We start from the raw sequence: 24,527 nt of genomic DNA on the forward strand, positions 1-24,527 counted from the left end.
GAGCCCTCACGCTACGTCAGGGTCAAATCGTGTGAAATCCGATCGAACCAGATTGCGCGATCACACCGAGCGTGCGAATGCGCCGTCGTCTGCGAATACCCGTTGGGCAAAGCGTTCGCCGATGAGACGGTGCGTCGCAGCGTCCGGATGGAGCTGATCGGGAAGCGGCAACTCTTCGTTCTCGGCCGCACCATAGAGATCGCACCCGTCGACGTAATGCAGATTGGGATCATCCGCCGATCGCTGGGTTACGATGCGCGCCAACTCTTCCCGAATAGAGCGCAGCGTCAGCTTTCCGGCTGCGCGCTCGGCGGGATCGCCGGTAGCAACGAATCGCATTTCGCCTCTGGCAAGCGCGTCGAAATCGAATGCACCAGGTCCAGGCGTGTCTTCGTGAATCGGGCAATAGACAGGCGAGACGACCAGCAGTGGAGCCACTGGATGGCCGTCGCGGACCGTGTCGAGGAAGCCGTGCATTGCCGACGTGAAGGCCCGCAGGCGCATCACGTCGGAGTTGACCAGATTGATGCCCATCTTGATGCTGATGAGGTCGGCAGGAGTGTCTCGCATAGCGCGGGCGACGTACTGGTCCAGCAGAGCGCTGCCGCTGAACCCGAGGTTGATCAGATCCACGCCGCCGAGGGAGGCTGCGAGAGCAGGCCAAGTGCGGGAGGGACTTTCAGCGCCGGAGCCTTGACTGATCGAGCTTCCGTGATGGAGCCACACATCACGCTTCGTGCCGACTGCGAGTTCGAGCGGGGCGTCGGTTCGCAATGCGACAAGTTCGGTGGTTTCGTTGTGCGGCAACCAGATCTCGACGGTCTTGGATCGCGCGGGCAAGTCCGCGAAGCGGATGGTGCTGACGGGTCCGGATTGTCTCTGAGCGGTACCGGTCGCCATGTCGATCGTCACCGTGTTGCCACCCTCAGCGATTGCGTGCCCGGTTGGTTCGCCGTCGACGATCAGGTCGTACACCCCTTGCGGCCTCGGCGGAGCACCGATGTAGATCATTTTCGTGGGCAGAGTGTCGAGTTCGATGGCCGTAGCGCTGGTTCGGAACACCAGCCGCACTCCGGACGGTTGTGATTGCGCCGTTGCCATCTGCCCGTCAGCGAATTGCGTGCGAGCTCTGGCAGGCAGACGGTGTGTCAGCACACCGCGTTCGGTCCGCTCGAGCTCGAGGGCTCCGCGCACGATGTCCTCGGAAATTGCGGTAGTAATCCAGCTGCTCTGGCTGTTCATCTCATTCACCTGTAGATAAGTTGCGAAGGTTTTAACTACAGCACACAGTAATTTGCCTATACTATTTAGGCAAGCGGTTTCACTTCTCGACGAACAGGACCAACGGACATGCCTCGCGCAGGACTGACACCCGAACGCCTCGCCGTGGCGGGCGCCGAATTGGCCGACGAGGTGGGCTTCGAGCAGGTGACCGTATCGGCGGTCGCCAGAGCGTTCGACGTCAAGGTCGCAAGCCTGTACTCGCACGTGAAAAGTTCGAACGACCTCAAAACCAGAATCGCGCTGCTTGCCTTGGAAGAGATGGCCGACCAGGCTGCCGACGCCGTGGCCGGTCGGTCCGGCCGCGACGCCTTGACCGCCTTCGCGAACGTGTACCGCAACTACGCGAGGTCACACCCTGGTCGGTACGCCGCGTCACAGATGCGCCTCACCCCGGAGGCCGCGGCCGCGAGCGCGGGTTTCAGACACTCGCAGATGTTGCGATCGATTCTGCGCGGGTACAACCTCACCGATCTCGATCAGACCCACGCAGTTCGGTTGCTCGGCAGCGTTTTTCATGGGTACGCCAGCCTCGAGCTGGGTGGATCGTTCAGCCACAGTGCACCGGACAGCGCCGAAAGCTGGGCAAGAATCCTCGAGGCTCTCGATTCGATGCTGACCAATTGGCCAGCGTCGAGTCCATGACCAGGCGTGATTCTTGCGCGCCAAGTTCTTGCGCCACTTGGTGATCGCACACGGCCAAGAAACCTCGGGCCCACCCCAGGAGCGGCGCCACACAATCGCGCGCTCCCGCAACCACAGGTCGCACTGGGACAGAAGAAGGTCCGAGTAGGCAAGAAGCCGGGCGTGGAGCTCCGCTTAGAGGAGAAGCTTGGCGCGCAGAGAGTCGACAGTGCCCTGGTCGACGCCGAGGCCCTCCCGTACGTAAGTATCCATACCGCCGTAGAGCCGGTCCACCTGTGCATACGCCGCATCGAGCCACGACAGGTCCACCGCGTCGTCCCGGCCCAGGTACGTGTTCGACGCCATGAAATCGGCACTGATGAACTCACGCGGGACACCCAGAATGGTCAGCAGGATCGCGGTACCCCAACCGGTGCGGTCCTTCCCTGCACTGCAGTGGTAGACGGTTGCGCCGTCGGAGTTGTTCGCGATCGCAGTCAGCAGGTCACGAAAGGCGACATCGGAACCCCGGTAGTTGACCATGAACGGGTAGCCGATGCTCTGGCCGATGTTCGAGGTTCCCTTGACTGCGCCGTCGATCAACGCGCGACCGAGGGTCAGGGGAACGAACTCGTGGAACGCGATGCCGTGTTCGATACTGACGACGTCGGCGACCTGGTAGGTGACCCCGGCTGGGATCCGATCAGGATCCTCCGCACGTTCGGAGGCGTTGCGCAGGTCGACGTCGAGGGTCAGGTTCGCGGCGGTGAGTTTTGCCAGATCAGTCTCATTGAGCGAGCTGAGCTTGTTGGAACGGAACACCACTCCTGTCCGGACGGTCCTGCCGTCAGTAGTCCGATAGCCGCCGATGTCGCGGAAGTTCCGCGCCTCGTCGAGCCTGATCTCGGCCGCGGACGGCGGTGGGATCTCCGGCAGCGGCGGTTGCTCCCCGGACGATCCGAACTGACTCGAACCCAATTGCAGGTCGCCGCTCGAGGCGGAGGCGAGTGTGGGGCCTGTCAGGGCCGCACCCATGGCGACCAGCGCAGCGAGGGCGATTCCGAAAGGGCGCGCCCCTCGGCGGCGCGTGTAGACAGTTGTCACCTTCATCCTCTCATTCGCTGTGCGGGATACCCCGCGCCCCGCAAACTCCCGTGCGAGATTACAAGGGTGGCGCGCTCCTCGTCCCGACTTTGCTCCAGAAACCGGACATGTGTTCAGGTGCCCGGCCAGCCGTCATCCTGCAGGAAGAAACTCTTGCCCGTCATTGCGTCGCCATCGACCACGCCGGGCCCGTTCGAACGACAGACCGCGGCCGCGCCCGTGCTTGTCACTCCGACTCGCCGTCGAGACATTGCCCAAGCCAGGCACCCATATCCGACGCAGCGCGGCGGGCAACAGGCGTTGGATGGTTTGTAAATCCATGCGGGACATCAGGATAGAGACGCAAGTCGACGTCGTTTCCGGCCGCCGACAGTCGCGCCACCATGGCAAGGTTCTCTGCCAGGACCACGTCTTCTGATCCAACGACAACGAGGGTCGGCGGCAGGCCGCTGAGGTCGCCGAATGTCGGAGAAATATCCGGGAGAGTGCGATCATCGACATGGCCGACGTAGGCTTCGATGAAGTATTCGTCGCTGATGGTGCGGCCCGCGGGAGTCTGGGCACTGACGTCGTACGTGCCCGCTTCCAGCACCGCACCCGAAAATGCCTTGGCCAGACCTCGATCACGAAGGCGCAGCAACGTCGTCGTCACCAAGGTTGCTCCCGCCGACATGCCACCGATGGCGAGCCTGGTCGTCCCGAACCGTTCGGCAGCGACCTCAAGCAGCCACAAGGCGACTGCCTCACAATCGTCCGGCGCTGCCGGCCAAGGGAATTCCGGTGCAAGCCGGTAATCGACGGTAACCACTACCACCCCGACCTCGTCGGCAAGTCTCATGCTTCGGGCGTCAGCGCTGGCCGCTGAACTCATGTAGAAACCCCCACCCGGAAGATACAGATAGACCCCGTTGACATCGCCGTCTTTCGGAGTGACTACGCGCACCGAAACGGATCGGCCCTCGATGTCGAGTGCGTGTTCAACAGCCCGGCTCGCCGTGGGATCAACCACCCTGGATGCTCGCACCACAAGCAGTTCCTGCAGGGAACTCGGACCGACACCGGCAGGCCGCGACGCATAGAACGCTCGCGTACTCGCCAAATCGTCACGAGGCATTTGTTCGATCAGATCAGTCAATGCAAGCTTCACCAGGGCTCCCTCGGGTCGAGACTTGTCGACAATGATGACACCTCCAGCAGGAGCACGTGTCCGACGTGTTCTCGGCAACGCGGGGCCGTGACAGGTATGAGCAAACCGCGCCGGAAAGAGGTCTTCTCACGCTAGCCTCGACTCGGAATTGGACGTTTGTCTAGAAAGGTCGATGGATGCGTGCGCTGTTGCTTGCCACCCTCGCAATCCTGGTCCTCCAGATTGCAACTCCGGCGGCGAACGCTGCACCACCGGATCCGGGCTGGACTCTCCCCCAACTGACCGTCGCAGATCGAACGATCAAGGACGTCGACGGACGAACGGTGTTGCTCCGCGGCGTGAACGCCAACGGTCTCAATGACTACGCAACCAACGGCACCGGTCTACCCACCGTTACGCCGCTGGGAAGAACGGACTTCGCGCAGATGGCAGCGCTGGGCTTCAACGTCGTCCGGCTCAACGTCGCGTGGTCCCTCCTGGAACCGACCCGCGGTGCATTCGACACTGCGTACGTCGACCGCATCCGAGTAGCGGTCCAGGATGCAAAAGACCACGGCATCTACACCGTTCTCGACATGCATCAGGATGCATGGGGCCCGTACGTCGGCACCCCGAGCGACCAGTCGTGCCCGTCTTTCATGGAGCCGGGAGTCGGCTGGGACGGCGCACCCGAGTGGGCAACCCTGACCGGCGGATGGACAACCTGCAACATCGGTGGACTCAGGGAAGCCGCACCCGCGATCGCCCATGCCTTCCAGGCGTTCTACGACGACGAGCAAGGAATCCAGAGTCGCCTCGTCGCGACGTGGGCGCGGTTGGCTGCCGAGTTCAAAGACGAACCAGCTGTAGCCGGATACGACCTGTTGAACGAACCGAACCCCGGCCTGCGCGATCCATTCACGGCAGCTGATCAGATCGGGCAGTTCTACAAGCGGGCCACCGACGCCATCAGACAGGCCGAAGCAGGAGGATTTCCACACCTCGTGTTCTTCGAGCCCAGCGCGATCTGGTCGGCTTTCGGCCTCGACGCGCTGCCTCCACGCCATTACCTGACCGATCCCCTGGTGGTCTTCTCGCCCCATCTCTACAGCGAATCGATAACGGTCAGTAGCGAATTCCCCGGAATCGAAGACGGATTCAAGATCGCCGACCTCGCTGCCGCCTGGTACGACGCACCGTTGTGGACAGGTGAATGGGGTTGGTTCGGCGACGCCGACGAGCAGAGAGCAGACGTCGACCGCTTCGTCGATGCCACCGACAAGTACCGGATGGGCGGCGCGTGGTGGTCGTGGACACAAGCGTGCGGTGACCCCCACCCGGTTCGCGACGGCAATACCCACCAGCCACAGGGAAATCTGAATCGCATCGACTGCCCGTCCGGTGAATCACTCGGGCTCGTAGAGGGATTCGCCGCGCCACTCTCGCGAGCGTATCCGCGGGCAGCGCCCGGCACGCTGACGGAGGTATCGCGTGACGGGTTTGACGGGAGCGGCACCGGACGGGTCGAGGCCTGGTACCCCGGCACCGACCGGCCACAGCTCGAGACCACGAATCTCTCCGACGTCCGACTGTCCCCGATCGAGGGCGGATGGCAACTGATCGGCCACGCCGACGGCGACTACGCGGTCAAGCGCGCCTGATCGAACGATCATCCGGGAATCGCGCCTTCACACCACGCGAAAGAGCGGGTATCAGAAGATTCCGCCAATTCCCTTGCCGATCAGAACAACTCCGACGACCAAGATCAACACACTCATCACCGTGGTGTTGTTGTCCTGGAGCCAGACTTTGAGATTGGCCAACGGCTTTCGCAGGCGATCAGCAGCCACCACGTATCCGATGACCGGGATCGCGACAGTTGAACTGGCGATGACCGTGAAGACGAGAATCGAGGTGATCGCTCCGCTGGTCGCCAACGACGCCGAGCCGATCGACACTCCGGCCGCGATGCACATGAGCAGGTTCTTCGGGTTGATCGCGGCGAGCGCGAATCCAAGGCCCAATCCCTTGACCGCGGTCATCTCGTCGACGGCTTGCATCCACTTCGGTGTTTCGTGCTCGCCGCTGCGCCCCCGCCACTGCTTGACCCCGACGGCCAACAGGAGGACACCGAGAGCTAGTTTGATCCACGAAACCGTGGCGGACGGTCCGTCGTCTGACGTGCTGACGGCACTGGACAAGATGACGAAAAAAACTGTAGCGATGAAGATTCCGAGTAACCAGCCCACCGCGAACCCGGCGCTGGTGCTACCCGCTCGCTTGGAGAGCAACATCAAGATGGTGGCGATGACGGCCACCGGCGACACGGCGACACCGACGGCCAACGGGAGAAGTTCTCCGACAACGGAACCCATGTCAAAACTCATTTCTGATTGCGGCAAGCAGGATAGGCGGTAGGCGAGAAAAGCCGCCCCTGTCCGCCACGACGGACAACAGAGCACAGCCGATACCGCTGCGCGACAATGCTGACACTGCGAGCGCCTGCGTAGTTGATGCCTCATTCGAAAGGGATGAGTGCCTGAACCGCAGGCCCCGATTCCCCACCGAAGATCGCGAAAAGACTTGGTCAACGGTGTGTCGGCTGCGCTCGCAGCAGAGCGCAGCCAACATCATCGAGGAGGATCACCAGACACAATCTCGAGTAGTGACCTCACGCGTAAAGACGGGTTACTTCGCGCAGCCACTGCCCTCGAACGCGAGCTTGGACGTATATTGCCCGTCCGGCAGATACTCTCCCATCACTGCCTTCTCGTCACCGGGCGTCTTGGTGTCGTGTGCAGCGTGGCTGAAGTCCTTGGACGGCAGCATGTTCCGCATGATCAAGAGGGAATCGTCGGGGTGCCCTGCGCCGTCACCGGCCGGCGAGAGCGAAAGCCATGACACCCCACATTCCTTCGTAGCGTTTGCGGGTCGGTCTTCAGGGAGCGACGCGACAATCGTGTAGCGACCATCCGCATCAGTGGCCATCTGCTCGTCGAACAGACACGTCGCTACCTTCGTCGTTGCCAGCGATTCATTGCTGCACATCGACCAGAACCGCATGTCGGCTGCGCTGTCGAGATTCTTTGCGCCGCCTGTCGTCTTCGGAGTCCTCGGCAACTCTCCCCGAAGTACTAGAACTTCGCCGAACCCACGGTTGACTTCAGCGGTGACGTAGCTGTTGTCGATGTTGGAGTACTGCCCGCCCACCCGCTGGGGTGTGCCATCGCATTTGCCGAGATAGGTACAGCCGAGCGTGAACTCGGCGCTGTAGTACGCCCGCCAGACTGGTGTCTGCTCGGAAGGGAATGTCGCAGGCTTGCCCGGTTGGTCACGCAATGCCTTGTACGTGTCCAGCGGCAGCGAAGCCGGCTTCAAGATTCCGTTGTCCGCACCGACCGCTGAACACAGATCCTGCCCGCGCAACACCTGACCACCGGAAAGGTGCAGCTCTGGCTCCGGCAGTCCAACGCCGCCGGTGAGATCACGCCCGTTGTCCGGCAGGTAGATGCGATAAAGCAGGCTTATCCGGTCCTGACCTGGCACACCGGCATACAAGGTGTTGGGTTTCGGCTCAGCAGGCGAGGCCTCGTTGAGGACGGAAGCCGTGTACGACCTGGCACTTTCGTTCGATCGATCGGCACCGGGAAGATAGGTGTTGCGCGAACCTGCGTCGGGAGCTGTCGAAATGTCATTGAGGACGGCGGTCGGCATCGCGGTTGCTGCGTTGTACGAGTTCAACGACTGATAGCGCGCATGCGCATACTGCCCTCGGATAACCAACTCGGCGTTCTCGGGGATTGTGAACTGCGCAGCCCAGTAAATCGCCGCGGTGTCAGGAAAGGCGTAGTTGAGCTGTGGGTCCGCGCGCTCGGGATTGATCGGCACGGACCAGAAGCAGGTCGACACCGGATGCTCGACGTCCGGTCCGCCGGATCCGAAATCGACAGAACCAGATTCGGATCCGCTAGCCGAACCGGTTCCTGATCCGGATCCGCTCGACGAGCCGAAATCGACAGATCCGACCGCCGGCGCGGCAACCGCGGACCCAGCCCCGGCAAATACAGTGATCGCACTCAGCGCCACCGCAGCTACGAGTGTTCTTGATGAATGCATCGCGCTCCTTGTTAGATAGCTGACAAACAGTGATAGAACGATCTAGAGCGAGTACTCCCGGTCCAACGACGAGAGACCGTCACGAGGTCCGCACTCCGCACTACTACTTGGTGGGTTGAAAGTCGTTCGTCAGAGCGCCGCGAATCGCGTCGGTGTCCGACTGAGACCAGTTGTCGGGGTGCAGGATCCGCGCCCACATGTCCGCCGCCTCGGCACCGTAGTTGTGCCCGTGACCTGGCGGAACGTCCGCCGAGAAGACCATGTCGAGTGTCACCTGCCAGAATGTCACGAACGGTATCCACGTCATTCCCGGATCGACATCACGGCCGAGAGGCTCGGCAAGCCAGTCCGGCTTGTTCAGAAGCAGGTCGAAAGACCACCAGACAATTGGGTCGCTGGCGTGCTGCCAGTACACGACGCGTGAGTCGTTCCACGGCGCATCCAGTTCGAGATCCTCCGGATAGGCAGCGAAACGAATCGACTGCCCGTCGTCGATCACCGGCACGGCTTCCCGTGAGCCGGAGTCACGACTGCTGGTGATCTCCTGCCATTGAGCGGTGAAGTTCGGAGTCCCCGACCACAACGCCCCATCCACCCGCGTCGCCATGTCCTGTGCTCCCGCGAACGCGGCCTGTCCCCCGTACGATCCGAGGCTCTCGCCGAAAACGACAAGCTTGGGGCGCTTGTCGAGCGGCAGATCGATCCACTTCGCATAGACAGAGTTGAACAGCGCCCGGCCTGCGGCCATCGGGGTTTCGCGATCGGCGATGAATGCCAAAGGGCTGGGAAGGAACGAGTACTGCATCGCCGCGATGGCGGTGTCGCCGCCCTGGACGTATTCGAAAGCGGACGCCACGTCGTCGTTCACCCAGCCGCGGCCGGTGGTGGTCACTACTGCCAGGACGGCACGGTCGAAGCCGCCGGTGCGCTCGAGTTCGTTGACGACCCGCTGCGCGACACCGTCGACGGAATCCGACGACTCACGGCCGGCGTACACGCGGATGGGTTGCTTCGCGTCCCGGCCGGTCAGCGCGGAAATCTGCACCGCAGACGGCCCGCTACCCATGAAAGTGCGACCCTCCTTGCCCAGCGAATCCCATGCCTCGGCAGACATGGGTGAACCACTGCGTTCGGCGATCAGAGGCTGGTCGATACCATCGGGCGTGTCGTTGTCCGCGCCGGAGAAACTCCAGTTCGCAAAAGCGATGAGCCCGTTGTAGAGGGCACCGTTGACGACGAAGATCGCCAACGCGAAGACGACGACCAAGCTCGCGACTTTCGCTGCTTCCTTGGGAACAAACCGCAGAGCAACGGCAGCGAGCCCTCTGGTGAGATACCGCAGACCACGACCCACCTCCAACAAGGTCAACCACACCACCAGCGAAATCAGCAGCACCAGAAGATAGTTCGCCCGGTTCACGCGAGGCGCCTCGACCAGATCACGGACGATCTGCTGCCACCACGAACCCAAGATCAGAAACAGAGGCACCAATATCACTGCCAGTACGGCGAGTACGGCCCAACCGATCCGCTTGGTCCGGTCCGACCATCTCGGTTCGACTCCGCATTTGCGGATCATCCACGCCACGCTCACACCGATGCCGTACCCGGTGGCGACGGAAATACCGGTTGCCACGCCCTGCAGGTACCACGCGCGCGGTAAGAGGGACGGGCTCATCGAGAGGACGAAAAACACCAGACCGAACGACAACCCGACCGAGTGCAGCGTCTTGCCGTAGCGCCGCACACCTTCCCACACACGTTTCATGCCCGAATCGTAAGTGCGCCAGAAAGATGAAATGCGCCTCTCATCCCTTTCGAATGAGGCGCGAACTACGTCGGTGGAAAGTGTTCGCTATTCCGCGTCATGCACCGAAAAGCTTCGACCCAACGGCAATCACGGACAAACACCGGTGGTGCGTTGACAGATTTCACACACGCGAGTCCGCGTACACTGTGTGGGGTCAATCCACTCAGCACGTACAAATTCGGCGCGATTCTCATGGCGGCAAAACGAGGAAACCTACCGATCGAACTGAGCAGTTTCGTCGGTCGCCGGTCCGAGGCCAAAGAAGTCCGACGCCTGCTGTCGGACTACCGGCTCGTGACCCTTACGGGCCTGGGTGGGGTCGGCAAAACCCGCTTGGCGCTCCGTGCCGCCGATGATTCCTCTCGTGCGTTCCCCGGGGGCGTCTGGTTCGTCGACTTCAGCGAACTGCGGGAGCCGGCACTTCTCGATCAGACGATTCTTGCCGCACTCGGAGTACAAGACCGATCTACGCGGTCACCGCGATCGGTACTGATCGGCCGTCTCGTCGACGAACGGGTCCTGCTTGTTCTGGACAATTGCGAACACCTCATCGGCTGGGTGGCCGACACCGCCGCCGAACTCCTCCGGTGCTGTGCCCGATTGGCACTTCTGGCGACCAGCCGAGAACCGCTCGACATTCCCGGCGAGATGGTATTACGGGTGCCGCCTCTGCGATTTCCCACCGAGGCGCCGTCGCCAACCGACACCCGTGATGGTGATGCGATGATGCTGTTCGAGCAGCGGGCACGTTCCTCCGTGACGGACTTCCGCATCACCAGCGAGAACAGCGCGGCTGTGGAGAAGATCGTCCGCCGGTTGGAAGGACTACCGCTGCCGATCGAGTTGGCGGCTGCCCGACTGAGGGCGATGTCGGTCGATCAGATCCTGCAAAAACTCGACGACCGCTTCCAACTGCTGACGCGGGGCAGCCGGAACGCTCCAGCGCGTCAACAAACGCTTGCACAGAGTATCGACTGGAGCTTCGATCTGTGTACGCCGCCGGAGAAGTCGTTGTGGGCGAACTCGAGCGTATTTGCGGGTAGCTTCGATCTCGGGTCCGTCGAAGGAATTCTCGCCGACGAAGCACAGAACGACGACTTGGGCGATCTCGTGATGTCCCTTGTCGACAAGTCGATCCTCATCCGTGAACAAAACGGCTCGTACGTCCGCTACCGCCTACTCGAGACTCTTCGCGACTACGGGCGTGAACTGGTGTCAGTCGACGAGTGGGTCTCGCTGCAGCGCAGGCACAGTGAGTGGTTCAGGCAACTCGTCTTCCGCGCCGGAGTCGACTGGACGGGGCCGCACCAAATCGACTGGATGACGCGGATCGACCGCGACTTACCCAACGTGCGCACCGCGTTGGAATTCGGTCTGACCGAACCCGACTCGGTCGAAGCCACATTGCGTACCGCAAGTGCCTTGCATGATTACTGGCTTGCACGTGGTCGATTCAACGAAGGTCGCTACTGGTTGGGTCGCGCCCTGGCCGAGGTGCCCGAACTGACCGAGGGCACTCTCGGTGAGGCGGTAGTCGAGGCCGCCGCGACAGGCGCACTGCTGGCAGCCCTCCAACGAGATATCGCTTCGGCGACAAGCATTGCCGAAGAGGCTCGGCGACAGGCCGAGATGCAGCGGAACGACGACGGTCGCATACTGGCGCGGTACACGCTCGGATTCGTCGCGGTCGCCGACGGCGATCTCGTGCGCGGCGCCGAGTACCTGGAGCAGGCTGTCGCAGCATTCCGGGCAAACGACGACATCGCCCGTCTGGTACCCGCGCTCTACTGGTTCGCCTTCGTCGTCGACGCACTCGGCGAAACTGACCGGGCTGCAAGTATTTACGAGGAGGAGTTGGCCCTCACCGAATCGCGCGGCGAAATCTTGTGGCGGTCGATGACGATGTCGGACTACGGATCCGCCCTATGGCGTCATGGCAACCACGCTCGCGGTATCGAGCTACTCGAAGATTCTCTCCGATTGCTGCGAGGGCTGGGTAACCAGTTCGGATGTGCATGGTGCCTCGAGGAAATCGCGTGGACGCTTGTCGACCGGGACGCAAAGCTGGCAGCCACACTGATGGGAGCTGCCAACACGCTGTTCACCGCCACGGGCAGCCCGATGGACACCTTCAGGAGCATGGTCCCGTACCACGAAAACAGCGTGACCGAGGCTCGTAACCGGCTCGGAGACAGGGTGTTTCAAACAGCATTCGATCATGGACGAGCTCTGACTCTCGACGACGCAGCGGCCCGCGCGCTGAGAGGGCAACCGCCCGGTGGATCACCGAAATCGGCGGCCGACGAAGTGCTGACTCCGCGGGAGCAGCAGGTGGCCGAACTCGTCGCACAGGGCCTGACAAACCGAGCAATCGCGGACAAGCTGGTCATTTCTCAGCGCACTGTCGACGGCCACGTCGATCACATACTGAACAAACTGGGGTACGGCTCGCGCACCAGGATTGCGGCCTGGGTGCTCCAGCGCACAAACGACTTCCGCAACCCTTCGACCTCGTGACGGTCGGTGTCTTCGATCGATCGCGGCGCGGCGGGTAACCCGGCCGAATCCTGTCGCAAGAATCCGACCGTCGAAAGTTTTCTCAGCCTTCGTGATCAGCGAGAGTCCAGTGTCCTGCACCGCGCAGTTCGAGTTGTCGATTGTGAAAAACGTCGAGAGTGCTGCGATGCCCGACGCTGACAATGATGCTGTCGGGCAGTTCACGGCGAAGGATGTCGTAGAGCGTGTACTCGAGGCCTTCGTCGATTCCGGATGTCGCCTCGTCGAGAAATGCGGTTCGCGGTCGGATCAGGAGGACTCGGGCGAACGCCAACCGTTGTTGTTCGCCCGGCGACAGAATTCGAGTCCAATCAGCCGGCTCGTCGAGCCGACCGATCAAATGTGCGAGATGCACCTCGGCGAGCGCGTCGTGGAGCCTGCGGTCGTCGAAGTTCGAGCGCCCGGTGTTCGGCTGACCTGAGGGCAACTGGTCCGGATATGCCAAACCCGCGCGCAGAGAACCCAATGGTAGGTATGGCCGTTGTGAGAGGAACAGGACGTCTCCGACCGGGGTGGTCACGGAACCGTTTGTGTACGGCCACAACTGCGCGATGCTGCGGAGCAGCGTGGTTTTGCCGCTACCCGACGGACCCTTCACCAGCAGTGCATCGCCGGGCCCCAGTGACATGTCGAGTTCGGAGATCAACGCCTCACCAACCGGCGTGCGCACGTCGAGTCCCCGAACAACCAAATGACTGCCAGCGGAGAACGCGTCGAGCACGGGAAGTGCGCGGGCACGTCGATTGGCATCGGCGAGCCCGGTCAAACGGATCAGTGTGGCCCGGAAACTTGCAAAATCGGCATAAGACTCTCGAAAGAACGACAACGAATTGTGCACCTGGCCGAATGCTTGAGCAGTTTGCATCACGTCGCCGAAAGTGATCTGCCCGCTGAACAATCGAGATCCCTGGACCAGAAACGGAAACACCACCGCTGTCTGATCCACTGCCAGATTGAAGCCACTGAACTTGAGCGTCCGGAAGACGATCGCCCACATATTGCGGATCACTGCAGCAAAACGTAGTCCGAGCGTGCGTCGTTCGACGTTCTCTCCGCGATAGAAGGCGATGCTTTCGCCGTACTCCCGTAGTCGAACCAACGCGTACCGGAAGCTGGCGCCGAGTTTCTCGTTCAAGAAGTTCAGCATGATCAAAGGCCGGCCGATCCAGAATGCGAGTGCCGTGGTCACCAACACGTAGGTGTAGACGAGAAAGATCATCGCTCGCGGAATCTCGGCACCGAAAACAGTCAAGGGACCGGACAGATCCCACAGGATCTTGGTGAAGCTGACGATCGAGACCATTGCGGCGACGGCGCCCATGGACAACGTGCGGGACGACGTCGCGAATGCGGTGATGTCTGCCTGAATACGTTGGTCCGGATTGTCGACCGGGTTCTCCAGGAAGTTTCCGCGATAGTAGGCGCGGCCGTCGAGCCAATCGTCGGTCAATGTGTCATTGAGCCAACTGCGCCAATTGATATCGAGTGTTTGGCCTACCAGGTAGACGACGAGTGAGCTAGCGACGTGGACTGCGGCCAATATCGCGAACACTCGCAGGTAGTGCCAGAAAGCGGTTTCGTCGAGGTTCTGAATGGCGTCGTAGAAATCCTTGTACCAGTACGAGAACAACACCGTCACGCGGACACCGAATATCGTGAGCAGCAGCAGTAACGCGAGAATCGACAGCGGAATGACGGTGCGCCGGGGATCGAAGTAGGGCCAAGCCATTCGCCGAAACTGGTTGCCCCAGAAGGTATACCGAGCAAGCAGCAGCGCGGTGACGACGAGAACCACTACCGTGATCGCATATGCCTCTGCCAACCACAGTGCGCTGTCCGTTACCGCGCTACCCCAATTCACCGTAGCCTCCGTCCTGGAGGGGAACTGACGATCACATATCGGTCGACAGCATTCGGTTCGCGATCCGCAATCCCGAGTCTTCCGCGGCATCCAATGCACGTGATTGCTCTGCCGTTATCCTGTCGCACACCCAATCCCAGTGCATCGTCACCACAGCGCCGGGGACGGGCATCGCCGCAAGCGCGTTGCCCTCGACCCTCCACCGCACTCTCTGCGTTGCCGGTCGGCCGCGTGCGAGTTGCTCACCGTCGAACTCGAGCGGGGACGAAACCACCAATGCATGCTCCTCGCCGACGTCCTCGACCACTCCCCATCTGATCCGGCAGTTCTGGAGGACGGACAGTGGGACCGCACCGCGCTTCCGAAGAAGCTTGACCCACGGATACACCAGAAATACGTGAAAACTGTGGTGCGCGAGCGCGCGGTCCCGACCCCCGAGGACGGGGAGGAACCCGGTGTTCTCGCGTTCACCGAATGCCCCCCTCAAGTGCTGTAACAACTTCCCCGAATCGAGAGAGTCGAGGAGATCACCTCCCACCCAATAGGCTTCGATCACTCGCGGATCCAGGGGGTCGTCGATGCCCGCTCCTACAGCCAATGCCTCGAGGTACGGCCACGCACCGTCGAATTGACGAGCGTGATCACGGTCGCCGCTGCCCGAGTTGCCGCTGGCCAGACGAAGCAGCACTGAAGGATCGTCGGGTCCGCAGTAACCCAACTCGTTCGGCGGATACGCGTAGCGGGCAAACAATGCCGGCCCGTTCATACCGACGGCAGTCATCAGCAGATCCGAGGAAGTTGTTCACCTGCCGGCAAATCCACTACCCGATTGCCTCCCAATGCCGTACGCGCCACCACCATTGTGCGATGTTCGGCCACGCACTCCCCGATCACGGCGGCTCCCACACTCAGTGGATTGCCGTGCATCGCTTCCAGAACCAGGGCGGCATCTTCGCGTGGAACGAAAGCGATCAACTTGCCCTCGTTTGCGACGTACAACGGATCCAAGCCGAGTAGCCCACAGGCGTCGCGCACGTCAGCGGGAATCGGCAGATCTCGCTCCACCAGCGCAACCCCGATGTTCGACGCCTGAGCGATCTCGTTGAGGGTCGCGGCGACTCCGCCCCGCGTAGGGTCGCGCAGGACGTGGATGTCGACACCGGTGGCAATCATGTCGGCCACCACGCCGTTCAGGGCCGCACAATCACTGCGCACTTCGGTCCCGAATTCGAGACCTTCGCGACAACTCATCACGGCCACGCCGTGAACGCCGATGTCGCCGCTGACGATCACGACGTCACCCACTTGTGCGCGAGTGGGGCTGATGTCCACCCCGTCTGCGACAATCCCGATTCCTGCGGTGTTGATGAAGACTCCGTCGCCGTGACCGGCATCGACGACCTTGGTATCACCTGTCACCAGCCGAACGCCGGCAACGTGCGCGGCCTCACCGAGCGCCTTCGCGATTCCCGCGATGTCGGTCAGCGCCGTCCCTTCTTCCAGGATGAATGCCGTCGACATCACCAATGGCTGCGCTCCCGCCATCGCCAGGTCGTTCACCGTTCCGTTGACAGCGAGATCGCCGATAGTTCCGCCGGGAAACACCATGGGTTTGACGACATACGAGTCGGTCGAGAACGCGAGCCGCACCCCGCCGACGTCGAATACGGCCGAGTCACCGAGTTCTGCATCGGCAGCGCTTCCGAACGAGGGCAGGAACAGGTGCTCGATGAGCTCGGCGGACATCGCTCCTCCACCACCGTGCCCCATGACGATGTTCGGCGAATCACGCAGCGGCAGTGGGCAGACCCACGCCGACAAGTCCACGACAGCGGTCTCCTCAGCCGGCATGACCCGCCTCCTGAAGTTCCAGGCGCCGGTACAGGTAGTACGCGGCGCACGCCCCCTCGGACGACACCATCGTGGCACCGAGTGGATTCCGAGGAGTGCATTCCTTCCCGAAGGCACTGCACTCGTGTGGCTTGATCAAACCTTGCAACACTTCTCCGGAACGGCAGACGCTCGACTCGTCAGTATGGATATCGGTCACCGAAAAACGCTCTTCGGCATCAAAATACGCATACTTCGGTGCCAGCTGCCAACCGCTGTCCGGGATCGATCCGATGCCGCGCCACGTCCGGTCCGACACGGCGAACACATCCTCGAGCATCGCTTTCGCTGCGGTGTTGCCCTGCGCGGTGACGGCACGGGCGTAGGCATTTTCGACCTCGTATCGACCCGATTCCAACTGCAGCACCGTCTTTCGGATGCCCTCCAGCAGATCCAGCGGCTCGAATCCGGTGACGACGATCGGGACCTTGTACTTCTCGGCCAGCGCCGGGTACTCCGACGTTCCCATCACACTGCACACATGCCCGGCCGCCAGAAATGCCTGCACGCGGCACTCTGGCGAATCCATGATCGCGGCCATCGCCGGCGGGACCAGAACGTGCGAGACGAGTAGCGAGAAGTTCTCGATACCCAGGCGATTGGCCTGATAGACGGTCATGGCGTTGGCCGGCGCGGTGGTCTCGAATCCGATCCCGAAGAACACCACTTGCCGGCCCGGATTCTCCTTGGCGATAGTCAGTGCATCCAACGGTGAGTACACCACCCGCACGTCACCGCCGGCGCTCTTGATGCGGAACAGATCCGACGAACTCCCCGGAACTCGCAACATGTCCCCGAAGGAGCAGAAAATGACATCGGGTCGTGCCGCGATTTCGAGAGCTTTGTCGATGATCTCGAGCGGGGTGACACAGACCGGGCATCCGGGTCCGTGGATCATCTCGATCTGTTGGGGAAGTAATTGATCGATGCCGTGTCTGATGATCGAATGTGTCTGACCACCACACACTTCCATGATCGCCCATCGCCGTGTGGCCAGCGCACGGATCTGATCCAGCAGTTTGCCGGCCAGTTCCGGATCGGAGAACTCGTCCAGATATTTCATGATTCCGTCTCCTTCGGTTCGATCCCCGCGGCCCGGGCAGCCCTTTCGAACCCGTCACCGAATTCCTCTTCGAGTACGCCGAGGTGCTCGAATTCCGCCAGCGTGCTGCGAGCGGATTCCTCGTCGAGTCGCTGGATGGCAAATCCGACGTGCACCACGACGTACTCGCCGACTTGGGCGCCCGGAATGTACTCGAGGCACACTTCTTTTCGGACGCCACCGAAGTTCACCACCGACATCGTCGTTCCGTCGCGTTCCTCCAGGGACTCGATACGTCCCGGTACGGCTAGGCACATGACACAACTCCTGACCTCATGACGAACTCCCCACCAGCACTTGGCCGTAGGCGAGACCGCCGTCGTTCGGCGGCAACTCCAGTCCTGTCAACGGCGTGAATCCAGCGTCTGAGAGCAGAGCACACGCCCGAACGAGCAGTAGAGGGTTCTGAAAGACACCTCCGGTGAGTACTACCTCGTCCACTCCCGCCAGTTCCCGGCCACGAATTGCCCACTCGAGCACCAGGTGCGCTACGGATTCGTGGAAACGGGCGCCGATCACTTCAGCGGGCAACTTCTCCCGGAGATCGCGGACAACAGCCCGAATGACCGACCGCGGATCTGCTGTCCACGAATCGTCGTCCGACTGCGTCCAATCGAAGGTGTACCGCGAACCGGCGCTGTCGACTCCCCTCGACACCCCCTCCAACTCGATGGCAGCCTGCGCTTCGTAGTCGACCCTCTGACGGACCCCGGTCAGCGAGGAGACTGCGTCGAACAACCGCCCCATGCTCGAGGTGTCCACGCACCCGAAACCGGTTTCCATCTGGTGAAGTAGGACCGACTGCTCTCGGGGCGGACAGGCTGCCACGGGCGCGAGGTCGGATTCCCAGTCCAACCCGGCATGCCACAGGTGGGCGAGCGCCATTCGGTACGGCCGTTCCACTCCGGCATCGCCACCGGGCAGCAGTACGTATCCCAGATGCGCGAGACGGCGATAACCCTTGTACGTCGCCAGCAGTAGTTCCCCTCCCCACACTGCGCCGTCCGCCCCGTAGCCGGTGCCGTCGAACGCTATTCCGAGAACTGGTTCGCTCCCGTCCCGGCCGTTCTCCCCCATCACGGAAGCCACATGTGCGTGGTGATGCCCGACGATGCGCACCGGTCGGTCACCACTACGACTGCGAGCCCACGAGGACGAGCGATACCGAGGATGCTCGTCACAGGCGATCTGGTGCGGCACCACCCCCGTGATCGATTCGAAGTGACTCTCCGACGCAGCAAAACTGTCGATGACAGCGAGGTCGCCCATGTCTCCGATGTGCTGACTCGGCCACACATATCCGTCCTCGGCAAGACAGAAGGTGTTCTTCAGGTCGGCCCCGACCGCCAAGGTAGGCGGTACGTCGAACGGCGCGGTGACGGGCAGCGGAGCATATCCGCGCGAGCGACGAAGCAACTGTCTTCCACTGCCGACTATTCGCATCACCGAGTCGTCACACGGCATCAAGATCGGACGGTTGTGGGTCAATACCCCGTCGGCCAGGTCACCCAATCGTTCGAGATCGTTGTCGGAGTACAGAATCGGCTCACCGCCGATGTTCGCCGATGTCATGACCAACACCGCTGGGCCCGCCTCTTCTCCGGCCAAACCCAGAAGAAGATGCTGAATCGGGTTGTAGGCCAGCATGATTCCGATATCCGGAATGCCGGGGGCAATCAAGGGGGAAAGCGCGTATCCAGACGCTTTGGCAACCAGCACAATCGGGCGCTCGCGCGAGGACATGGCATCAGCCTCGGCATCACCGACCACACCCAACTCTCTGGCTTCTGGCACATCGCGCACCATCACCGCCAACGGCTTGCTTGCTCGATGCTTGCGTTCACGCAACTCGTGAACCGCGCGGTCGTCGCGGGCATCACAAGCCAGGTGAAATCCTCCGATTCCCTTGACAGCAAGAATCTTCCCGTCTCGCAGTAGGGATCGGGCTCGTAGCAGTGCACCCTCACCGGTCACGGCGGGCGCGTCCCCTTCCACGAACGATAGCGTTGGACCGCACTGCGGGCAGGCAATCGGTTGCGCATGAAACCGGCGGTCGGAGGGATCCACGTACTCCGCCGCACAGTTCGCGCACAACGGGAATCGCTTCATCGTCGTAGCGGCCCGGTCGTAGGGCAGCGATTCGATGATCGTGAATCGCGGACCGCAGTTGGTGCAGGTGATGAATGGATGACGATATCGCCGATCGCTCGGATCAGTCAGTTCCCGGAGGCAGTCGTCGCAGATCCCGACATCCGCCGGCGCCAAGGTTCGCCCGACCGACCCCGCATCCGTCTCGACTATGCAAAACCCCTCACGACCAACCGGCCGCGAGTCCTCGCGCTCTACCGACTCCACCCGTGCCAGCGGTGGGGGGTGGTTTCGCACCCGAGCGACAAATGCATCGATTGTCTCTCCGTCGCCTTCGACGTCGATCACGACACCGAGAGCAGAATTTCCCACCGAACCCGACAGTCCCAGTTCGGTGGCGGTCGCATGGACGAACGGCCGGAAGCCCACCCCCTGGACTACGCCACGAACGATGACACGGCAGGCGATCTTCATGTCCCGACCTCGCCGTTACCAGTATCGGAGTCGACTATCTCACCGTCGTGGCCACCACGGCCCATCAGTTCGAGGCCGGCCCGAGCGTGGCGAGCTTCCTGCTCGTCGACCTTCTCGACTGCAAAGCCCATGTGGATCACCACCCAGTCACCTGCAGTGACGGTGCCTTCGTCGAGCATTCCGATGTTGACCTTGCGTGGTGCCCCCTCCACGTCGACGAGAGCGAGTTGACCGCCGTATCCGTCCAGTAGTTCGCGTACCCGTCCCGGAATCCCCAGACACATGACTCACACCTCCGGCCCCAGTGTGGTGGCATCACAGTCCACGTCGATGGACCGGACGAGTGCCAGCACCGCCGAAGCGGCTTGCCTTACCGAATCACGCATCTCCGCACTCAATCCGATTCCGTCGCCGATCGATTTCGCATGTGCCCCCACCACGAACGTCCGCGGGAGTGTTCCGCCGAGGGCCTGCAGGCTGGCAAACACCGAACTCGGATGCATCGAGTGCGCGTCGAAACCTCCTTGCGGGCCTTCACTTTCGGGGTCCACTTCGATGATCGCGAGCTTGCCCGGGACTCCGGTCGCCGGTAAGGCATCGATCAGGACCAGGGCGTCCCACGACTCCAACAAGTCGTACGCCAGATGCACGCCCCGAATCCCGTAGTCGACCAGGCGAGCTCCCGATGGGAGATTCTCATGCTGCAGCGCCCGAACAACTTCGGGGCCGAATCCGTCGTCTTCGAGAAATATGTTCCCGACACCTGCAATCAGCACGCGCACAGCGCTTTACATCTTTCGCATTCGCAGATAGCGCTGGATGTCCGGCATCGACACCACCAGGACGATCGCGGCTGCGATCGCGGTGGCGCCGAGAAGTGCCGTCGACAGCAATCCCATGCTCCTCATGGCGAGTTCTCCTCTCGATAGCTGTGAAGTTCGATACCTGTGAGTACGTCACGCGCTGTCGCGCGGCATCGGCTCTATCTCGTCCGGCGCGAAGTACAGGTAGCGGCCGTACCAGTTGTGTAGATCGGCGGCCGGATCGTCCAACAGTGTCACCCCAACATGAATGTCGCCGTCCACGTCTTCATGAATGGTGGCGACGTGGGCGATCCGGCCGTCGAAGAACAGGTCCTGAGCATCAGCGCGGCGTGAGGGGTGGAGCCGAACCGTACTTCCACCAGAGACACGGACGCCGTTGATCAGAACTGCGTCGGTGCGTGGTTGGACACTGGTGTCGGCTTCCGGGGTCCACCAGTCCACACCGTCAGGCACCTCGGGTATCAGATCAGAACCGGCATTCGAATCTCGCAGCACGCCGTGCAGGCCGGCTAGATCGTCGTCCGTCAATCGCTCACATCGGTCGATGATGTCGGCAGCTCTGGAGTCGGTAGCTCGCGCCCGCGCCTTTTCCTCGTCGGTCATGGCAAGGATTCTCAGGGTGAGAATTTCGTCGATCTCGGTCGAGTCGAAGAGAGATCCCTCGCTCTGCGGCGCAATCTCGGGAAAGTCGTACAGGATGATCGGTGACACCAGAACGGTGGGAGATGTGCCAGGGTGAGTGGGGTCCTCGGTCCCCGCAAGCACCGGATAACAGCGATTTTGCCGCAACTGCTCCGAGTGATCTGCTTCTTCGAACAACGACAGGAACCTCGAGCCTGTGCAGTTCACAATGACGTGAGTCCCCAGCATCGATTGCGCGGTGGCCGTGCCCTTGTCCCGTGCGTCGACGCTCGTGGCGTTCATGATCGTCACGGAAATCACCGTGCGTCCGTCCCCGGCGGAGGCGCTCACTGCCAAGAGGCCATTCACCGGAAGCCGTGTCCGAACGATCCGTCCGACCACCCTGCCCCGAGAGTCCGACAAAGTCTCTCCTTCGACAACTCCGGCCGCACAGAAGGTTTCTTCGACGCCGGCCTCGAGTTCGTCCAGACCCCACGGACCCAACACGATCTCGGACTCGGTGGCTTCGTCCCACGAGATCGACTCCCGCTCGCCGACAACCAACCGATCGACCGGGATCCACGCCCCGCCGGCGCCGAGTCGTTCAACCGTCCGCGACTGGTGGTGCAGAAATCTCACAGTCGCAGAAACTTCGACGCCGTTCCGCTCGAATTCGCCGAGCAGACATTGCGCGGACATCGACGGTTCCTCACCGACTCCGACCTCGGCGGCGCCGGGCGGTCCGAGAACCCCGAACTGCCAACGGGATTGATTCTTCGCCGAGCCGGCCCGGTAGGGATAGAGAAGATATCCCTCGTACAGGACGGCGTCGGCCACGGCCCGAACGTCGTGATCCATCCCCGTTCGAGTCATCGCGGCACCTGGCTCGCCGTCAGCAACTGCCGCACGGCTGAATCGAGGTCCGTGAGGCCGTGCGCTGCCTTGAACCGCACGAGATCGGCAATCGTCTCATGGTCGAGGCGTACCCAACCAGACGCCGGATAATGCGCAGCCATCAGCTGTTTCCACACGTCGACCGGCAATTCGTAGGCAGCAGATCTGTCCCACGGGATCTGCTGCACGGAGAAACCACGCGGTCCGTCGGTGAATACCGTGCCGCTGAGTAGAACCACGATCGGAATCGTTCCGTCTCCGAGTGCGTGCATGTACTTCGACGCCGTCACCGAGAAGTCGTACGTACACGCCATGGGCAAGGCCGCGACCGTTGTTCCGGTGAATCCTTGAACGACCGTGGAACATTCCATCCACAGGAAGGTGCGCAGCGTACTCGACCAACGCTCCCGCGGACCGAAGAGATCGCGCAGACCTTCGCCTTCGGCGTCGGAGTACGGTCGGCGGTGTGGTTCGATTCGTACCTGCGCGCGCAGAGCCACCGCACGGACGGTCGTGCCGGTGGATTCCGACATTCTCAATCTCACCGTCAGATTCGGCGTAACCGCGTACGGTTCCACCTCTATGTTGTCGACCGAGAAGTCGAGAACAGTCATGCCGACCTGCTTCGCGCCTCGACGCGCCCGAAGAACTCGTCCACTGCGCGTGCGGCATCCTGGCCACCGTCGAATCCGCGCCACACGGTGCGCAATCGTCCCACCAGTTCGTAACAGGCGTCGATGGGAACAACGAAGCATCTCGGCGATTGTCCTGACGTGGGCACCGACACGATCAACGCCTCGACGTCAGCCCGCATCTGCGAGAGCCCCGGATTCTCCTCGAGCACAGTCTCGAACGAGTCGATAGGCAACTCGGATTCGGTAGCTCCGGCCGGTCCCGGATAGAAGACTATGTACTTGTCGAGGAGTGAGTTGCGGAAGAAGAATGCCAGGCCGACGGGGATTTCCAGAGACTCCCACCGGCCAGGGCCGAGGTCGAAGTCCGGAAACTCGAGGTACCGATCGGGAACCGCTTTGTATCGAAGGTCCGCGTCGACCGGTGCAAAGAGTAGATAGCACGGTCGGCACACGCACATCAGGCTCCGGACCTGTACGTCCACGACGTGCTGGTGTTCGTCGCCTATGCCCGCCGCACACATCTCACACCTCGGTCCGGCCGGAACGACACGCGACGAGGCGATTCGTGTGAGCACCTCTCCCACAGTGACTTTCATGACCCGGCTGCGTTCACGGCTAGGTCACCGATATCACAGACTCGTCAGCAAGCGCGACCGAGAGCACTCCGTCGCGAATCAGCACCGGCACAGGCGCCAGGTGCTCGGTCCCGGTGCCCACCCGCGCTCCCGCCCCGTACACACTGAAGTGGGCAGAGCACGTCGGACAGGTGAGGACAGCGGCGTCTCGGGCAGGACGGCCCATCATGCGTTCGAGCACAGCCCCCGCCATCGAGTGCTCACACACCGGGCAATGGTCGCGATACGCGTACAGATCGTCACCGGAGCGGCAGACCAACAGATCGGAGCCCGACACGCGGAAGCCCGCGACCTCTCCCACCTCGACTTCGGCGAATTCGGGGACCTCCACCCAGTGCGTACCTCCCCCGTCGGCGTGAACGTGCGAGAACAGGGACTCGACCGAGATCACACCCGACTTCACCTCGTGCGGATCCGGTGTTTCGACGTCGATTCCGGTGGTCTCGGGCGCCGCCGCCTGCACCGCGTCCTGGACCGCGGTTTCGAGGGTCACCGAGGACGAAGGGCAACTGTTACAGCTTCCGAGAAGCCGTAGTCGCACTACGCCGTCCGCCACCTCGATCAGTTCGACGTCGCCTCCGTGCGAACCGAGGTACGGACGCACGCTGTCGAGCGCAGTGCGGACGCGGGTCTCCACGTCGTGCGGGTGAAGTCCGTGCACCAGTAGCAGGCTGGACACCAGATCGTCGCGAACCATCGCATCCATCGTGGCCGGATCTGCCAGAGCGACGGTGCGTTCGAGTGCTGCGCCGTACAACTGCACGACCTCACGCACCAGTTGCTCGGCGCGATCTCTCGCCACCGGGCCTGCGCCGACGTTGGCCTGCAACAACGTCTCGATGCGCTCACCTGCTCCGCGCCAGTAGTCGGCCGATTGCTCCATCGA

Annotated in this window: 22 protein-coding genes; 3 read left to right on the forward strand and 19 right to left on the reverse strand. The window is 62.1% G+C overall.

Features of this window, described 5'->3' with window-relative positions; all coding sequences use genetic code 11:
* Nucleotides 1-60 precede the first annotated feature (60 nt).
* Nucleotides 61-1,242: a GDSL-type esterase/lipase family protein gene (locus M1L53_RS09465; RefSeq protein ID WP_054188552.1), complete on the reverse strand. Its 1,182-nt coding sequence runs from the start codon at nucleotides 1,240-1,242 to the stop codon at nucleotides 61-63.
* 108 nt (nucleotides 1,243-1,350) lie between these two features.
* On the opposite strand from M1L53_RS09465, the gene M1L53_RS09470 reads away from it, so the two are divergent.
* The gene (locus M1L53_RS09470; RefSeq protein WP_054188553.1) at nucleotides 1,351-1,926 is read left to right on the forward strand and encodes a TetR/AcrR family transcriptional regulator; all 576 of its coding nucleotides are present in this window, start codon (nucleotides 1,351-1,353) and stop codon (nucleotides 1,924-1,926) included.
* A 174-nt stretch (nucleotides 1,927-2,100) separates the two neighbouring features.
* Here the strand turns inward: M1L53_RS09470 and M1L53_RS09475 are convergent, their stop codons facing one another.
* Together M1L53_RS09475 and M1L53_RS09480 are read right to left on the reverse strand one after the other, a co-directional pair.
* Nucleotides 2,101-3,015 (reverse strand): tyrosine-protein phosphatase, encoded by a 915-nt coding sequence (locus M1L53_RS09475; RefSeq protein ID WP_054188554.1) that lies wholly within the window; start codon nucleotides 3,013-3,015, stop codon nucleotides 2,101-2,103.
* A 220-nt stretch (nucleotides 3,016-3,235) separates the two neighbouring features.
* Entirely contained in the window at nucleotides 3,236-4,156 is a 921-nt protein-coding gene (locus tag M1L53_RS09480; protein ID WP_054188555.1) for an alpha/beta hydrolase, read from the reverse strand.
* Nucleotides 4,157-4,332: 176 nt separating this feature from the next.
* On the opposite strand from M1L53_RS09480, the gene M1L53_RS09485 reads away from it, so the two are divergent.
* Nucleotides 4,333-5,796, forward strand: coding sequence for a glycoside hydrolase family 5 protein (locus tag M1L53_RS09485; protein WP_054188556.1), 1,464 nt, complete (start codon nucleotides 4,333-4,335; stop codon nucleotides 5,794-5,796).
* A 51-nt stretch (nucleotides 5,797-5,847) separates the two neighbouring features.
* Here M1L53_RS09485 and M1L53_RS09490 read toward each other — a convergent pair whose 3' ends face one another.
* The 3 genes from M1L53_RS09490 to M1L53_RS09500 form a co-directional block, all read right to left on the reverse strand.
* Nucleotides 5,848-6,510: a GAP family protein gene (locus tag M1L53_RS09490; protein WP_007735094.1), complete on the reverse strand. Its 663-nt coding sequence runs from the start codon at nucleotides 6,508-6,510 to the stop codon at nucleotides 5,848-5,850.
* 313 nt (nucleotides 6,511-6,823) lie between these two features.
* Nucleotides 6,824-8,251 carry a hypothetical protein gene (locus M1L53_RS09495; protein ID WP_054188557.1) on the reverse strand — a complete coding sequence of 476 codons (1,428 nt, stop codon included), beginning with the start codon at nucleotides 8,249-8,251 and terminating at the stop codon, nucleotides 6,824-6,826.
* A gap of 103 nt (nucleotides 8,252-8,354) precedes the next feature.
* Nucleotides 8,355-10,019, reverse strand: coding sequence for an alpha/beta-hydrolase family protein (locus M1L53_RS09500; protein ID WP_054188558.1), 1,665 nt, complete (start codon nucleotides 10,017-10,019; stop codon nucleotides 8,355-8,357).
* 234 nt (nucleotides 10,020-10,253) lie between these two features.
* Here M1L53_RS09500 and M1L53_RS09505 point away from each other — a divergent pair, with 234 nt between their 5' ends.
* Nucleotides 10,254-12,578, forward strand: coding sequence for a LuxR C-terminal-related transcriptional regulator (locus M1L53_RS09505; RefSeq protein WP_051720813.1), 2,325 nt, complete (start codon nucleotides 10,254-10,256; stop codon nucleotides 12,576-12,578).
* Between the two features lie 82 nt (nucleotides 12,579-12,660).
* Here M1L53_RS09505 and M1L53_RS09510 read toward each other — a convergent pair whose 3' ends face one another.
* From M1L53_RS09510 to M1L53_RS09565, 13 genes are read right to left on the reverse strand one after another with little or no spacing between them, the layout of a single operon-like run.
* Nucleotides 12,661-14,478, reverse strand: a complete 1,818-nt coding sequence (locus M1L53_RS09510; RefSeq protein ID WP_054188559.1) for an ABC transporter ATP-binding protein/permease — start codon at nucleotides 14,476-14,478, stop codon at nucleotides 12,661-12,663.
* Nucleotides 14,479-14,509: 31 nt separating this feature from the next.
* Nucleotides 14,510-15,259, reverse strand: a complete 750-nt coding sequence (locus tag M1L53_RS09515) for a DUF6390 family protein (protein ID WP_030535596.1) — start codon at nucleotides 15,257-15,259, stop codon at nucleotides 14,510-14,512.
* Complete coding sequence (gene hypE / locus M1L53_RS09520; protein WP_007735089.1) at nucleotides 15,259-16,329, reverse strand: hydrogenase expression/formation protein HypE; 1,071 nt, start codon at nucleotides 16,327-16,329, stop codon at nucleotides 15,259-15,261. The genes M1L53_RS09515 and hypE overlap by 1 nt, the downstream gene beginning before the upstream one ends.
* Complete coding sequence (hypD, locus tag M1L53_RS09525) at nucleotides 16,319-17,431, reverse strand: hydrogenase formation protein HypD (RefSeq protein ID WP_007735088.1); 1,113 nt, start codon at nucleotides 17,429-17,431, stop codon at nucleotides 16,319-16,321. Before hypD ends, hypE begins: the two co-directional genes overlap by 11 nt.
* Nucleotides 17,428-17,727: a HypC/HybG/HupF family hydrogenase formation chaperone gene (locus tag M1L53_RS09530; protein WP_003942168.1), complete on the reverse strand. Its 300-nt coding sequence runs from the start codon at nucleotides 17,725-17,727 to the stop codon at nucleotides 17,428-17,430. Before M1L53_RS09530 ends, hypD begins: the two co-directional genes overlap by 4 nt.
* A gap of 16 nt (nucleotides 17,728-17,743) precedes the next feature.
* The gene (gene hypF, locus M1L53_RS09535; protein ID WP_054188560.1) at nucleotides 17,744-20,032 is read right to left on the reverse strand and encodes a carbamoyltransferase HypF; all 2,289 of its coding nucleotides are present in this window, start codon (nucleotides 20,030-20,032) and stop codon (nucleotides 17,744-17,746) included.
* Nucleotides 20,029-20,316: a HypC/HybG/HupF family hydrogenase formation chaperone gene (locus tag M1L53_RS09540; protein WP_042450715.1), complete on the reverse strand. Its 288-nt coding sequence runs from the start codon at nucleotides 20,314-20,316 to the stop codon at nucleotides 20,029-20,031. Before M1L53_RS09540 ends, hypF begins: the two co-directional genes overlap by 4 nt.
* A gap of 3 nt (nucleotides 20,317-20,319) precedes the next feature.
* Nucleotides 20,320-20,814 (reverse strand): hydrogenase maturation protease, encoded by a 495-nt coding sequence (locus M1L53_RS09545; protein ID WP_030535599.1) that lies wholly within the window; start codon nucleotides 20,812-20,814, stop codon nucleotides 20,320-20,322.
* Between the two features lie 6 nt (nucleotides 20,815-20,820).
* Nucleotides 20,821-20,940 (reverse strand): DUF6893 family small protein, encoded by a 120-nt coding sequence (locus tag M1L53_RS34870; protein ID WP_003942178.1) that lies wholly within the window; start codon nucleotides 20,938-20,940, stop codon nucleotides 20,821-20,823.
* Nucleotides 20,941-20,988: 48 nt separating this feature from the next.
* On the reverse strand, nucleotides 20,989-22,350 hold the full coding sequence (locus M1L53_RS09550; RefSeq protein WP_030535600.1) for a hypothetical protein: 1,362 nt from the start codon (nucleotides 22,348-22,350) through the stop codon (nucleotides 20,989-20,991).
* A complete protein-coding gene (locus M1L53_RS09555; RefSeq protein ID WP_054188561.1) occupies nucleotides 22,347-22,985 on the reverse strand; it encodes a DUF6084 family protein in 639 nt (212 codons plus the stop codon). Before M1L53_RS09555 ends, M1L53_RS09550 begins: the two co-directional genes overlap by 4 nt.
* The gene (locus M1L53_RS09560) at nucleotides 22,982-23,602 is read right to left on the reverse strand and encodes a DUF5947 family protein (protein WP_054188562.1); all 621 of its coding nucleotides are present in this window, start codon (nucleotides 23,600-23,602) and stop codon (nucleotides 22,982-22,984) included. The genes M1L53_RS09555 and M1L53_RS09560 overlap by 4 nt, the downstream gene beginning before the upstream one ends.
* Nucleotides 23,603-23,621: 19 nt before the next feature.
* Entirely contained in the window at nucleotides 23,622-24,524 is a 903-nt protein-coding gene (locus tag M1L53_RS09565) for a NifU family protein (protein ID WP_054188563.1), read from the reverse strand.
* Nucleotides 24,525-24,527: the final 3 nt, after the last annotated feature.

It is taken from the genome of Rhodococcus sp. T9N (assembly GCF_024436645.1).
Lineage (GTDB): Bacteria > Actinomycetota > Actinomycetes > Mycobacteriales > Mycobacteriaceae > Rhodococcus_F > Rhodococcus_F qingshengii.